General features: G+C 68.0%; 9 protein-coding genes and 3 pseudogenes. 4 read left to right on the top strand and 8 right to left on the bottom strand.

The genetic code is table 11. From position 1 onward, the window contains the following. Positions 1–303: 303 nt before the first annotated feature. The 4 genes from OG299_RS40395 to OG299_RS40380 form a co-directional block, all read right to left on the bottom strand. Positions 304–4,365 carry an nSTAND1 domain-containing NTPase gene (locus OG299_RS40395; protein ID WP_327359907.1) on the bottom strand — a complete coding sequence of 1,354 codons (4,062 nt, stop codon included), beginning with the start codon at positions 4,363–4,365 and terminating at the stop codon, positions 304–306. Positions 4,366–4,502: 137 nt separating this feature from the next. Continuing rightward, a complete protein-coding gene (locus tag OG299_RS40390) occupies positions 4,503–5,222 on the bottom strand; it encodes an HNH endonuclease family protein (RefSeq protein WP_327359908.1) in 720 nt (239 codons plus the stop codon). 730 nt (positions 5,223–5,952) lie between these two features. Next, positions 5,953–6,591 (bottom strand): hypothetical protein, encoded by a 639-nt coding sequence (locus tag OG299_RS40385; protein ID WP_327359909.1) that lies wholly within the window; start codon positions 6,589–6,591, stop codon positions 5,953–5,955. A 128-nt stretch (positions 6,592–6,719) separates the two neighbouring features. Next, positions 6,720–7,610 (bottom strand): thermonuclease family protein, encoded by an 891-nt coding sequence (locus tag OG299_RS40380; protein ID WP_327359910.1) that lies wholly within the window; start codon positions 7,608–7,610, stop codon positions 6,720–6,722. Positions 7,611–7,785: 175 nt separating this feature from the next. Between OG299_RS40380 and OG299_RS40375 the strand changes: the two are divergent. From OG299_RS40375 to OG299_RS40365, 3 pseudogenes are all read left to right on the top strand, one after another. Further along, positions 7,786–7,869: pseudogene (locus OG299_RS40375) on the top strand (DUF475 domain-containing protein); the annotation flags it as partial. A 35-nt stretch (positions 7,870–7,904) separates the two neighbouring features. Continuing rightward, positions 7,905–8,088: pseudogene (locus tag OG299_RS40370) on the top strand (TerD family protein); the annotation flags it as partial. Continuing rightward, positions 8,061–8,257 (top strand): annotated as a pseudogene (locus OG299_RS40365) (IS5/IS1182 family transposase); the annotation flags it as partial. The pseudogenes OG299_RS40370 and OG299_RS40365, both read left to right, overlap by 28 nt. A 20-nt stretch (positions 8,258–8,277) precedes the next feature. Here OG299_RS40365 and OG299_RS42960 read toward each other — a convergent pair. Next, the gene (locus OG299_RS42960; protein ID WP_442817612.1) at positions 8,278–8,634 is read right to left on the bottom strand and encodes a transposase; all 357 of its coding nucleotides are present in this window, start codon (positions 8,632–8,634) and stop codon (positions 8,278–8,280) included. A 160-nt stretch (positions 8,635–8,794) separates the two neighbouring features. Between OG299_RS42960 and OG299_RS40355 the strand changes: the two genes are divergently transcribed. Beyond that, complete coding sequence (locus tag OG299_RS40355; RefSeq protein WP_327359911.1) at positions 8,795–9,124, top strand: hypothetical protein; 330 nt, start codon at positions 8,795–8,797, stop codon at positions 9,122–9,124. A 25-nt stretch (positions 9,125–9,149) separates the two neighbouring features. On the opposite strand, the gene OG299_RS40350 is transcribed toward OG299_RS40355, so the two are convergent. The 3 genes from OG299_RS40350 to OG299_RS40340 all read right to left on the bottom strand — a co-directional run bounded on the left by OG299_RS40350 (position 9,150) and on the right by OG299_RS40340 (position 13,792). After that, complete coding sequence (locus tag OG299_RS40350; RefSeq protein ID WP_327359912.1) at positions 9,150–10,406, bottom strand: MFS transporter; 1,257 nt, start codon at positions 10,404–10,406, stop codon at positions 9,150–9,152. Further along, positions 10,397–10,897, bottom strand: coding sequence for a MarR family winged helix-turn-helix transcriptional regulator (locus OG299_RS40345; protein ID WP_327359913.1), 501 nt, complete (start codon positions 10,895–10,897; stop codon positions 10,397–10,399). Before OG299_RS40345 ends, OG299_RS40350 begins: the two co-directional genes overlap by 10 nt. A 1,032-nt stretch (positions 10,898–11,929) precedes the next feature. Continuing rightward, positions 11,930–13,792, bottom strand: coding sequence for an NB-ARC domain-containing protein (locus tag OG299_RS40340; protein ID WP_327359914.1), 1,863 nt, complete (start codon positions 13,790–13,792; stop codon positions 11,930–11,932). Positions 13,793–13,918: the final 126 nt, after the last annotated feature.

The raw sequence follows: 13,918 nt of genomic DNA, 5'->3' as shown, positions 1-13,918 counted from the left end.
GCCTGCGCCAGCATCGGCTCCACCGGCGGTTGCAACACCATCTCCGAGGCCTCCCTCGAGGTCACCCCTCTTCCATGGTCGGCCCGACCAGAGGAGCCCGGCCGGTGGGCTGTCGGCAGGCGACTCGCCCAGACAATCGAACATATGGTGGAATCTAAGGGTCCGCCGGACACAGGAGCACGCCGCGCGTCCCGGCCGGGCACCGGGCACTGGCCACTTGCTCAGGCCCGCACTGTAGGACGACCAGCCGGGCACAGCACGTGCCCCGCGAGCGAAAACTGACCTCTGACACCACCCTGTTCTTCAGTCTGCGCTGCACACTGGGCCGACCGATTGGCCCCGCAGGTACGCCGTCCGTTCTTCCGGGGTGATGTCGCGGTTGACGGAGTGGCAGATCTTCTTGATGGCTGTGGCGGGCGTGGGGAGCGCGACTTTCCACAGCCGCGCCGTCTTGTCGTAGCTGCCGGAGGCGACGGTGCGGCCGCCGGGGCTGAACGCCAACGACGCCACGCCGTCGGAGTGCCCGAGAAGTGTGGTGCGGGTCTTGGCGGACTCGACGTCCCACAGCCGCACGGTGCCGTCTGTGCTTCCGCTGGCGATGGTGCGGCCGTCGGGGCTGAACGCCACCGCGTTGACGTCGCTGGTGTGGCCGATCAGCGTGCGGCGCGTCTTGCCCGTAGCCGCGTCCCACAGCCGCACGGTGCGGTCGTAACTGCCGGTGGCGACGGTCCGTCCGTCCGGACTGAAGGCCACTGATGTCACCCGGTCGGTGTGGCCGGTGAGGGTGGTACGGGTTTCGCCGGTGGCCACGTCCCACACGCGCGCCGTATGGTCGCCACTTCCGGTGGCGAGGGTGCGTCCGTCGGGGCTGAACGCCAGAGAGCCCACGAACTCGGTGTGCTCGCCCATGACGGTCTGGACTTTTCCGGTCTTCACGTTCCACAGCGCTGTCGCTCCGTCGTCTGCGCCGGTCGCCAGGGTCTTTCCGTCAGGGCTGAACGCCACCGCGTCCACCTTGTCCGCGGGGACAGCGATGGTGCTGCGGACCTTGCCGCTGGCCACGTCCCACAGCTGTACCTCGCTGTCCAAGCGACTGGTGGCGAGGGTGCCTCCATCGGGAGTGAAGGCCGCCGAAAGTACCCCGCCGCGGTGGTTGAGGCTGCTGTGTGGCTTGCCGGACGCCACGTCCCACAGCTTGACCGCCCCCAGGGCTTCGCCGGTGGCCAGGAGGCTGCTGTGGGGACGGAACGCCACTGCCAGCACCGCGCTGGTGTTCCCCGCCAGGACGGTGCGGTCTGCCACATCCCACAATCGCACGCTGTGGTCGAGGCTGCCGGAAGCGACGGTGCGGCCGTCGGGGCTGAACGCCACCGATTCCACCTCGTTGGTGTGCCCGAGGAGGGTGGCGCGGACCGCTCCAGTGGCCACGTCCCAGATCTTCACGCCGTGGCCGGCAGTTCCGATGACGAGCATGGTTCCGTCAGGGCTGTACGCCATGGAGTGGATGGGGTCGCCATCCCCGGACAGTGTGGTGCGGGCTTTCCAGGTGTCCACGTCCCACAGCCCTACCGACCCGTCGCCGTTTTCGGTGACGAGGGTGCGGCCGTCGGGACTGAACAGCACCGAGCCCACGAGGCCTTGCCCCTCGGGCAGCGTCCTGAGGGCCGCTCCGCTGTCGACGTCCGAGAGGCGCACGGTCGTGCCGCCGCCGCTGGCAAGGGTGCGGCCGTCGGGGCTGAACGACACCGCGTGCACGATGTCGGTGTGCTCACGCAGGGTGGTGCGGGGCTTTCGGGTGGCCACGTCCCACAGCCGCACGGTCGCGTCGTTGCTGCCGGTGGCGAGCGTCTTTCCGTCGGGGCTGAAGGCCACGGAATTCACCTGGCTGATATGCCCGGTCAACGTGGCGAGGGGCTTGCCGGTGGCCACGTTCCACAGCCGCACCGGCCCTTCGTTGCTGCCGGTGGCGAGGATGCTGCCGTCGGGGCTGAACGCCAGTGAGGCCACGGCCAGGGAAACGTGGTCGAGTGTGATGCCGGCCTTCCCGGTAGCCGTGTCCCACAGCTGTGCGGTGCCGTCTGCGCTTCCGCTCGCGAGGGTGTGTCCGTCCGGGCTGAACGCCACCGCGTGTACGCCGCTGTCATGGCCCAACAGACGCCGGTGCAGCGGCAGAGCCGCGGCGTTGTTCAGGCTTTCCTGCGCTTCGGGCGTGTGGCTCGTGCGGTACGCCTGGACGGCCAGGAGCGAGGCCAGTTCGGGGTTCCAGGTGATGAGGGGGTTGGACTCGGCCGCGAGCTGACGGGACTGGGCTGCCTCACGTGCGGTGACCGAGGACCGCCACTGCCAGAGCGCGCCGATCGCCGCGATGAGAGCGAGAGCGAGCAAGCCGGCCAGGATCGCGTTGAGGCGTCGGCTGCGGCGGATGGCAGCCTGCTGGCGCTGCTTGCTGGCGGTGAGGAAGTGGTCGATGTTGGCGGGCAGACGGCGCTCATGGGACAATTCGAGCCCCGCTGCCAGAGCCGTGCCCGCGAGCAGGTCTTCCTCGTGCCTTCCGTCGGCCCAGCGGGCCTGCTGCTCTCGGGCTCGTACGAACCATTCCTGGAAGCGGCGGTCCTGGCCCATCAACTCGCGCAGCCTGCCCCAGTCTCGGATGAGCGCGTCGTGGATGAGCTCCGCCACCGGACGTGCCGATGGCCCTTCGGGTGTGCGGGTGGTGATGATGCGGTGCCGGGTCAGCTCGGCGAGGACCGTGTCGAACACATCGCTGCCGTCGGGTGAACCGTCGGGGCCGGCTGCGAGGTCGCGCAGATCCTCCAGGGGGACCTGCGCACGGATCGCGGGGATGTTGTGGCGCAGGTCGGCAGGGCGTACCAGTGAGGTCAGGATACGCTCAGCGACGGGCAGGCTGTTCGGGGGCAGTTGGTTGAGTGCGGTGTCGCACCAGGTGGTCAGGCTGCCGGTCACTCCCCCGATGCGCCGGTAGGCGTCGTGGGTGAGGAAGCCGTCGTGGCGCTGTCGCCACAGCTCGCTGAGTGTCAGTTCCAGCAGGGGCAGCACCGTGACTGTGGCCCTGCGGCTTGCCGCCCCCTCCGGGGCGGTGGCCAGGACATCGGTGACGACCTGCTCCGGGAGCCCGCTTTCGAAGCGGGCTCCGACCTTCTGGGCGGGCAGCGTGATGATGTCGTGCAGGTCGTTCTGGCTCAGCGTGCCCGGGATGTTGAGGAGGCCCGGCATTGCGGCCTCCAGCAGGTCGGGGGCGAGGGCGGCGAGCTGGGGGTAGAAGTCGTCGCGCATGACGAGGATCACGCTCAGGGCTGCGTGCGAGGTGATCGCGGCCGTGAGCCGGTCCGCGGCGGCAAGGTTGCCTTCCAGCGGGGTGAGGAGCTCCTCGAACTGGTCGATGACGAGTACGACCCGCTGGTATTCGGGCTGTGCCCTGAGCACGCGGGTCACGGCCTCGGCGATCCCGTCGGTGGCGGCCCCGGGCAGCCCTGCGCGCTCGATCTCGGCACACAGGTCCTGACCTGGTCGAACGCGTACGGGCAGCCACCGGTCGCTGCCCGCCACTTCACCCGCGGCCAGCGCAGGAAGGACCCCGGCCTGGATCAGGGAGGACTTGCCCGAGCCGGACGGGCCGAGCAGCAGGACCGCACGCCGCTGCTCGTCCAGATGCGCGAGAACCTGGCTTACGGCGTCCTGCCGGCCTTCGAACCACTGGGCGTGTTCCGCGGTGAACGGCTCCAGCCCCCGGTAAGGGCATACATCCTGAACGGTCAGGGCAGGCCAGATCGCTCGGAGCACCTGGACGGGGGTGACGTAGGCGATGCCCTGGCCCTTCCCGTATTTATCGGGGCTGGTGATCTCGGTGAGCATGCCGATGACCAGACCGGTCACCTCGTCGACGACCGGGCCGCCGCTGAAGCCGGTGGTCAGGTCGTTGGCGCCCGTCAGCTGGAGGTGTTCGGCCCGATGCTCGGTCGCAGGCAGAAGGTCACCAGCCGTCGCGTACCCGAAATGCCCGCCCTCCGGAGCCTGTCCGGGAAAGCCGAACGAGCGCACCTCGTGACCCCTGGAACCTTCCGCGGAACCCAGCGCCGGTACATGCGTCCCGGGCACGGCGACACCCAGGCGCACCATGGCGACGTCTTCGGCCTCGGGTTCCCGCCACGGCTCTTCCAGGACGATCCCCTCGACGACGCCTGCCCCGTCAGCGTTCGGGAAGACCAGCCATACGCTGGCCCCGGGCCCGCTGCCGGCAGCGCGGACGACGTGTGCACAGGTGACGAGCACGTCCTCAGCGACCAGGAAACCGGCCCCGCACGCCTCATCGTTCTGTCCAAGGACCTGGGCCACGGCCCGGAGCATGTCCACAGGTTCAGCCGTCCCTCTTTCGGCAGTTCATGGTGCCCTTCACGTGGCGTCGGCACTGCCTTCGCGATCCTCGCCGGGCGCCTCGAGCCCTTCGCCTCGTTGGAGGACCACGGCGTTCACGGGGAAGCCGATCAGGCCGCTGGTTCGTAGACGACGGTGGTGGTCGGGCAGTCCTCCGCAAGGCCAAGGAGCGCCTGCCGCTCCGCCTCGTCGACGGCCAGGCCCCAACGGAGTTTCGTGCCCACCCAGGACGCGGTGTAGGTGCAGTGGTAGGAGCCGTCCGTGGGCATCCATTCCGCGGGGTCCTTATCCGCCTTGCTGCGGTTGGAGGCGGCCGAGACCGCGATCAGGGTGTCCGGGGACGCCTGATCGTTGGCGTACGCCTCACGCCGGGCAGCGTCCCACGCGTAACCGCCGGAATCGTGGACTTCGGCCAGCGGGACAAAGTGGTCGACGTCAAGACGGGCTGCGTCGGTCACGACCACGTCGTCGTACGGGCTGCGCCAGCTGCCGCCGGTCAGTTTGCAGCCCGTCGCTACCTGCGGCGCCTCAACGGCCTCAGACAGGATGACTTCTTTACGGGTGTCACAGCCGTCGCCGGCGTTGAGGCCCTTGTTCCAGTGTTTGTACAGGGTGCGCACGTAGCCCTCGCGCTGCTCTTCGTCCACCGTGAGCTGGTCGATCGCCTCGAACAGCGGCAACGGCACCCGAACACTCCCGGTGCCCGGCGCCGCGGGTGCTGCGGCGGCACCCTGGACCGGGGCGGCGTGCGCGACGGGCGCAGAGGCAAGGACGGGCAGGACGGCGAGGGCGAGGGCGGGCAGACTGCCACGCAGCAGATTTTTGATCACGGACCAGGGTTGTAGCTGGCCCCGGCGTCACCGGGACAGGGGCTCGCCAAGAACTCACCCGGGCGGGTGGGCGAGTTCACTGCCGAAACGACACTGCGCCGCCCGGCTACGACGGGCCGTGCCGCTCACCCGGCAGCGGTGGCGGGGCCTTCACCGAAGAGGGCCACGGCCGCGGCGGTGGCATCGGTGAGCAGCTGTGTGAGACGCAGCGGGTGGCGGTGGATGCCGCCCGGTCGATGGCGGTGTCCGCGCTGATCTCGGCAACAAGGTCAGGCGGACCAGGTTAGCCTCGAGTGGTTTCGTGCTGCCCCAAGCGGAGGAGAACCGCATCCCCGTCCACGGTTCCCGGGGCCGGCGGCCGTGAGGCGCCCGGCGAGCTGCGAGGTTGCGTCCGCGGGCACAGGTACGGTGCGGCCCACGAGACGGAAGCGGCCGCGGGTGTCGTAGCGGCCCAGGAGCAGGAGCTGCGGGCGCGTCTGGGTGCCGGTGACTACGCCGGTGATCGCTTCGGTGGTGTCGCGTCGGCACTGGTGAAGTAGCGGTATTGCTTACCTGCGCAATTCCTCGTGGCGGTGGTCACGCACGGCTTGGTGCCCCTCTCGCGGCGATGGCCCCGGCGCATCGCAGAGGCCGAGACATCGGGTTGGGGGATGCTTGCCCGCACGTTCACAAGTGACCACCCGACGGCCCTTGGCATCCTTACCCGCTATGGGCGACGCGTACTCGAGTGTCACAAGCCTGCGAGAGCGAACAGTTGGTGCATGTGTGCGGGCGGCAGGTTGGGGTTTGCGGCTGCAGTGGCCGCGACAGGTTCGGACGGATCGGCCAGCAGCCGTGTCAGGTCCTCGGCCGGGAGCCGGGGATAGGTCGCGATGGTGCGGCGCATGGTGTGGTCGGGATCGGCTGCAAGGCGACGCGCGGATTCCACGGGCAAGTCGGGGTCGCGCGGGGCCAGCTGCCTCATTCTCGGGTCGGGGTCTGTGGCAAGGCGTCGAAGTACGTCTGCAGGAAGGGGGAATTCGTCGGCCGGACGCCATCGGACCCTCTTGGCCGGGCGGTAGGTTCGGTCGATGCGCTCGGCGGTGTCGGGATCGGTCTGGTCTCGGGCGTGCAGGGCCATCGTCGTGCGGACGCTGCTTTCCCCGTCGTCGAGCAGTTGGGCGACAAGCGGTGCCGGGAGGTGGTCGGACATCGCTGCCGAGGCGCGGAAGCAAATGTATGGCGAGTCCACGTATGGCAGGGGGTCCGCTGCCACCCACGGCAGGCGCAGTGCCCGAAGCTCCGCGCGGGCTATCTCGCCCATGAGTTCCCGCTCGAGTGTGTCGTCGTCCAGGTCTTGGTGGTTCGCGAGCCAGTCCAGCGGGGGCACGTCGGACAGGATCTGTGACGTACACTGCGCTGTCCACCACCGCCGGAGACGAGAGCCTCGGCATGTTCGGGCTCGACGATCAGGCCGCCGTGACCGCGCCCGAGATCCGGGCGCGCGTCGGCTCCCGCTCACTTCTCGTCGAAGGTGATTTCCTCGGCCTGGCGGGTCATCTTCACAGTCTGGCCGTTGGTGATCTCGACAATGTTGTGCATGCCGGTGAACTGCTTCGGATTTCCCTGGATGTAGAACTTGTCCGAGTTTCCGGCGAGGAAAGCAGGGAAGCAGGCCAGGGAGGGATCCGCCGGGTTGAGGTCCAGGTAGTCCTTCAGCCGACGGAACAGCTTCGGGAGGATCACGGCCCCGGTTTCGGCCGTGAGCGAGTCCATCCCGGTGACCTTCGCCCCCTCGGTGGTCGCGTCCTTGGCCCATACGCCCTTCCTCGCGTTCCTAGCCTCCCTGGCGGCGACGGTCAGGGAGGCGCGCAGGTGGTCGGGGAAGGCGGCGTAGTAGGTCGGGTAGGCCAGGCCGAGGTCGATCATGTGGTAGTTCGCGGTCTTCTTCAACAGGTCCTCGTCGACTTCGGTTTCGTAGCCGTTGAAGACCGGGGGGAATGTCTTGCTGACCAGGGCCACGCACCGGCCGAAGATGTCCGCGCCGCGGGTGAGGATGAAGCCGGGCACGGCGTCCGGGGTGGTGCTCTTGACGAATTCGCCATCGCGGACAACGTTGGTGAAGCCGAGCGAGGCCAGTAGCTCGTCACGTGCCTGATGCGCCAGGTTCAGCGGCTGGTGCTGCACGCCTGAGGGGGAATCCTTGTCCCCGTAGTGGGTCTCCAGCGCGTCGATGGCTTCCAGCCGGATCGGGGCGCGGCCGTCGCCCTTCGGCAAGACCCTGTTAACCCCGGGCACGAGCTTCCAGTCAGCCACGTTGTCCGGGAGGAAGAGGATGGTGTCACCATCCGGTGCGGAGAACGCCGCCCGGAAGGTTCCTTTGATCAGCAGCATGGACGTGGCGGACATGGCACTCCCACAGACATCGGACAGGGTCGGCGCACACCTCCCCACTATACGTCACCTTTGGTTACATATAGTGCATATCCGGCGAATCTACAGGCATGCCCGGGCAGGGTGCGACCGGGCGAGGGTCTGCACACAATGCACCCCGTGAAGGACACGGACCAGTAATTCGTAACCGGCGCGTCCGTCGATTGCCGCCCTCGGAGACATGTTCCTACTCCTGATCTTCCTCGACTTCATCTTCGAGGACCGTGACATCAAGAGCTGACCTGGGACGCGAGCTCCATCACCGGAGCAGCCTTCATCCGCGAGGTCAACCAGGCCGACGGCCAGGAGCTCGCGCTGCGACCTGAGTGAGGACACCTCGACGGAGACCGCGATGGTCTTAGGCGAGCTGTACCGCAACGGCGCGGAGTGGAAGTTCCGCGCCATCGGCCAGGGCTACGCCTCGGACCTGCGCGGCATCGCGCAGGACTTCGGCGCACGAAGATCCATCTCGCCTCCGATGCCCGCTGTCGGCCTCTGGCCTTCTATCTCGCGGCCGGACAAGCCGGCGACGCGCCCGCTTCCTGCACGTGATGGCCCGCCTGCGAGTTCCACGTCGACGAGGGCGACCCCGCACCAGGCCAGACCTGGTCCTCGCTGACAAGACATCCCACGCGGATAAGCGTCAAGCCGCCGCTGCTCTGATTGCTGCTGAGGCCTGTGGGAAGGCGGCTGCTTCGTCGTGGGTGTGGCCGTTCTGGAGGCAGTGGAACAGCATGCCCATGAAGCGGTTGAAGAGGTTCCGCTGTGCTGCGATGTGGCGGTCACCGGCAGCCCTTCGGCGATCGTAGTGGGCTCTGGCTCCTGGTGACCTGGTGAGAGAGTTGAAGGCCCAGACGTAGCCGACGGCGGCCAGTCTCTGGTTCTTGACCTTCCGGCTCATGACCTTGCAGCTCTTGCCGCTGGCCCTGGTGATCGGGGCGCTTCCCGCGTAGGCCTTGAGGGATCCGGCAGTGGCGAAGCGGGTCCGGTCGTCGCCGATCTCCGCCAGTACCCGGGCGCCGGTCAGTGCGGCGAGACCCGGAAAGCTGCGGATGACCGGCGCGTCCGGATGCTCTTCGAAGGTCTGCGTGACGGCCTCTTCGAGCTGGTCGGCGTTGTCGCGGGCGGGTGTTCAGCTCCCTGAGCAGAGCGGAAGTCTGATGTCCCAGAGCCGCTTCGACCGGCGGGAGCTGGTGGAGGTAGTCGCGTTTGAAGACCTCGTGGAGCCTTTCGGCTTCGGCCTGGATGCCGCGGACGCGGCCGGCCTGCTTGAGCAGCGACTGCAGGCGTTGCCGTGTGAGCTTCGCAGCCGATGTCGGGGTCGGCGCCGCGGCCAGGATGCTGCGGGCTTCCCTCGAGCACAGTCCTTGCTCGTGCTGGGCGAACGCGGCGAGGATCGCCGGATAGAACTCTCTGAGCTGGGAACGAACCTCGTGATCAGCGAACTGGCATGGGAGTTCACCGCCGCACTGACGGCCGCCTGCGGATGACCCCCGGCGCGCCGCCGGTCCGGGCTCATGGACTGGCGGTCGCCGTACGGGCCGAGGCGGACGGGGTGGAACGGCGCAGGTCCGGCGTCGTGATGCCCACGAAAGCCACGGCACCGAGGCAGAGCAGGCCGCCGCTGACGAGGGCCACCGCTCCTGACGAGACATCCGCCACGAGGCCCCCTCGCATGTTGCCGATGTCGGGCCCTGCTTGCCCCACGATCTGTTCGGCCGCGCTGACGCGGCCGAGCAGATCGCTCGGCGTGTTCATCTGGACGACGGTGCTCCGCGAGACCACTGAGACGGTGTCCGCCGCGCCGGCCACGACGAGGAAGGCCAGTCCGACCCATCGGTTGGATGCCGTGCCGAACAACGTCAGCGCCGCGCCCCAGGTGGCGGAACCGCCGAGCATCACCAGGCCGGGGCGGGGGAACCGGGTGAAGGTTCCGGAGAACAGTGACGCCGCTACGCCCCCGACGGCGACCGCGGTGAGGAACAGCCCGAGGGTGCGCGGGTTGCCGCCGAACCGTTCGGCGTTGATCAGGGGAAACAGACTGATGGGCATCGACAGCACGGTGGCGGCCAGGTCGGTGAGCAGGGCCCCGCGAATGACGGGGGTGCGTCCCAGGAAAACGAGGCCGTCCAGCACCCCCCGCAGGCCGGGGCGCGCCGGCTCGTCTCCGGGAGTCATCTTCGGCAGGCCGAAGGCACCGTAGAACGCGGCGGCGAACGTCACGGCGTCGATCAGGTAGCAGGCTCCGACTCCCAGCTCGCCCACCATCAGCCCGCCGAGCACGGGACCGAGCAGCATGGCGCCCTGGAAGGCGATTCGGCTCAACGCCAGTCCCGCGGCCAGCTGTTCCTTGGCGAGAAGGTGCGGGATGAAGGTGCGCGAGGTCGGGCCGCTGCCCGCGACGAAGCACGACTGAAGCGCGACGAGCCCCAGGACGGCGGCGGCGGGAGCGTGCCCGAAGAAGGCCTGGAGCGCGAGGAGCAGCGAGCACGCGGCTTGTCCGCTGGTCATGAGCAGGTAGAACTTCCGCCGGTCCACCCTGTCGACGAGCGATCCGGCGAACAGGCCGAGCACGACGAGCGGAACCGCTTGGGCCAGTCCGACGGCGCCCGTCCAGGCGGGGCTCTTCGTCATCTGCCAGACCTGGAACATGACGGCGATGAGTGTCATCTGGCTGCCGAAACCCGACAGGGTCTGGCCGATCCACAGCCTCCGGAAGGGTGGCGACGACCGTAACGGAGCCACGTCGATGAGTGCGCCCTTCAGCCCCATGCGGGATCCTCCGCCAGCTTCTCGGCGATCCGGTCGCGGAAGCTCTTCCGCTCCAGAGCGGCTTCGACATCGGTGACGACCCGGGAGAGCGGGTAGGGAATGTCCCCTTCCAGCTCGGCGATGGCAGCCTCGGTGGCTCGCCATTCCGCCGCCAGGCGACCGACGATGCCGCGGGCTTTGCCGGTGAGCGTCACCTTCCTGGTGCGCGCGTCGTCGCCCACGACGGTCTGGACCCAGCCGGCCTTCCGCATCGCGGCGACCTTCTGGCTGAGTGCGGAATGCGTGAGCTGAACGGACTCCGCCAGTTCCGCGATGGTCAGGGGTCCGCGGGCGTGAAGCCGGAGCAGCTCCATGACGAAGCTGGGCTTGAGCCCTTCGATCTGCTGGCTGGAATAGACCTCTGCGATGTCGGCGTCCATGGACGCCTGCAGCAGACGCAGGGGCCGCCAGAGGCTCTGCTGCGTCGGGTCGAGCGCGTGGGTGTCGGCCATGCCGTCCATCGTAACAGCATTTATATAAGCACTGTCACTCCCTACGGCCGCCGACCGCCGGCGGGATGTCGACAATCTTTCGCACCACATACGGAATCGAACCTTCAGCGGGATCGCAGCAACGGTCCACGGTCGCATTCCGTTCCCTCCGGCCACCCTCCTGCACAAAACCTTTTCATCATCACCATTCACCAGAACAGCAATCCCCACACGGCTGGCCGCCACTTTCCGCCACAGGCCCGGCTCTCTCCTGGGCTGCCACCTCTCACCGGAGGACAGCCCTCACCGCGAACGGCCTGCCGACGGGGGCGCACCCCGCTCCCACGACACACATTACGAAGGCCGGCCTGGCGCCGCTGCGGGCGAGCCGCGCAGGTGAGCACAATGCCAGTCTGTAAACCCGGCCCGCACCTCTCCATGCGCACAGGTGGTTTCGCACTTGACCCACGTGCACCGAGGGCATGTACAAGGCGCCCGGCCACAGCGGTGATTCCTCTCCCCCACGGCACCGCTGTGGCCGCCACCCCCCATGCGGGCCCCAGGCGCCGTCCTGTCGGGGCGGCGCCCCGGCCCTGCACCCGCCAGGGTGTCAGGGCCGGGGACCGCAGCATTCCGGTGGGCGCGTTGTCTGCGATCTCTCGCTTTCACGTCAGTACGCGACCTGGGCGTCTCTCACTCAACGACAGTGGATAGACCCCGATCTCTCACATCCATGACAGCGACCACACACCCCGAAACAGCCCCCGACCGGCATCAACACACCGGAGCCCACCGTCTCTCACACCGCTGTCACCAAACCGAGAGACCGCAGCCGGGGCCGTGCTGGGTGGACTGCTCCTCGGCGTGTTCCCGGACGTGGTGCTCATCCCCGCGCTGGCCGTGATCCTGCTCGTCTCCGCGTTCAAGCTCGCCCGCCACGACTGAGCAGCCAGAACGGAGCCGCCGAGGGTACCACTTGAGTAGCGGCCCCACCGCGTCGGCCGTACTTCTCACCCGGCCGCCGAGGGCTCAGAACTGTTCATTCGAGAGTGGTCAAGATCCGGCCGACGTCTCCCACCACCGCCTTTTGCGTTCAGTTCGCAACTCGTTCAGGCGGAGCGCCGTTGCCATTGAATCGGGATGGTGGATGCCCAATTCCTCGTTCTGGTGCTTGAGGACTAGCTTGAGCATGCTGATGGCCTGTGGCTGTTTGTCTGCATTCCAGTAGGCGAAGCTGAGCTGTACTCGGCATGACAGAGTCTCGGGGGCTGTGGGGCCGAGGAGGCGTTCCCGGACTGCGAGCGTGTCTTCCAACAGGCGGAGGAGGTCTGCAGAGTCCCCCGCCTGGTCCTTCTTCAGGCCGGTGTCAGCCAGTGCCTCGGCATCGTATGCGTAGTCCTCCTGGAACACGGCGAAGGCATCCTTGGTGCGGCCCGCGCTCAGGTAGGCCATAGCCAGCTCACGTCGAGCCAGAAGGGTCTTGCGGTCCGTCCGCCCGAGCAGGCGCTCACTCGTGTCTGCTACCCGCTGCCAGTACGGAACCGCGGCGCTGGCCAGGCCCCGAGCCCTCAAGCTGTGGCCTACCCAGCGGAGCAGGTGGTGGCCTTCAACCTCCCACAGCATGTCCCCTGCGAAGTCGTTCAGGCTGTCGACGTTCGTATGCAGCACAGCCCTCTCCACACCTTTGTTCCATAGCTCTGTGAGTGCTTCGGCTGCAGTCCTTACGATCTCTCGCTGTTCGCCACTCGGCGTGTGTTCACGAACGGCTCGTGCAGTCAGAGCGTGCAGCTTCACAGCGCGGAATCCGGCCTGAGCATCGTCGGTGAGGAGGCTGTACCTGTGCAGGAGCCTCAGCGTCGCCTTGGCTTGGGTGGCGTCGACAGGAATGAGGGCGTCTGACCCCGGTATGGGTGTTCGGTGGGCAGTGAGGTAGTTGATGACCGCCTGTCCTCCCCAGAGGTCGCGTGGATGCCCGGCCGGGTCGAGGACGGCGGCGAGGCGCAGCGCTGGGATGGCGAGGCCCACGGGTTCGCAGGCTTGGGCAACGTTCAGGGAGAGGAGGAGGGCGGCGGCTACGTGGCGTCCGTAGCCTTCGGTGTCCGCGTGGCGCGGAAGCAGATCGTCCAGTTTCGCGGCACTGCTGTTGAAGCGAAGGAGGTAGTCCGCGCAGGGCACGTCCTCATTGATCATGTAAGCGGCGGCGTGAGACAGCGCCAGGGGCAGATTGCCCAGTGCCTCGGCCAGCGCTTGTGTCTGCGCGTCCAGCAGATGCTCCGCACGGGCGGCTCGGAGCCGGGCGCGTAGGTAGGTGTGAGCTTCTTGTGGGCTGTAGGTGTCGACGTCTACAACCGCCCGGCCACCGCCGGACAAGGCGGCATCCTGGCGGCGGGTGGTTGCCACCACCCGGCCACAGCCCCACGCCGATGATGGCGGCCACCACGGCTGCATCGCATCCGGGTCGGTGATGTCGTCGAGGATGACGAGCCACGATCGTTTGGTGGTTGCCAGCCACTGGAGAAATGCCCTGGCGTGCTGCTCGCCGGTCCGACCCGCCAGAGCGTTGGGGACATCAACGATGTGAGCGGCTACCGCGTAGCGGGCGATCACCTGGTCCGTTTCGCTGGCGTCGACCCAGACCACCAGGTCGACGCCTTCGACCAGCGCCTGGTGGGCGTACGCGGAGGCGAGTTGGGTTTTGCCGACACCGCCGCCGCCGGACAGAACTTGGGTCAGCACCACCGCGGTGTGCCCGGTGACAGCTTGGTCGATCGCGTTGCGAACTTCAGGCCGCTGCTGGAAGGCAGATGCCAGTGCGGGCACCGATCCCAGGCGCAGCGGCCACTGGACTGGCCCTTGTGGACCGGCGTGGGTGATCGTCAGGTGATCCACATGGCCGCTGACGGCCACTGCGCCCACTGCCGACGCGATGGCGTCACCACTGTCGCTGACCGAGGAGGCCGCGAGATCGTCCCGCGAAGAGGATGAACGCTGCTTGCTTCGACGCCACCTCATGTCGCGTCCGGCCTTGGCGCTACCTGCATG

Origin of the sequence: Streptomyces sp. NBC_01296, assembly GCF_035984415.1 — a bacterium.
Classification (GTDB): domain Bacteria; phylum Actinomycetota; class Actinomycetes; order Streptomycetales; family Streptomycetaceae; genus Streptomyces.
The sequence above is the reverse complement of the archived record's forward strand: the minus strand, read 5'-3'. Positions and strand labels throughout refer to the sequence as shown.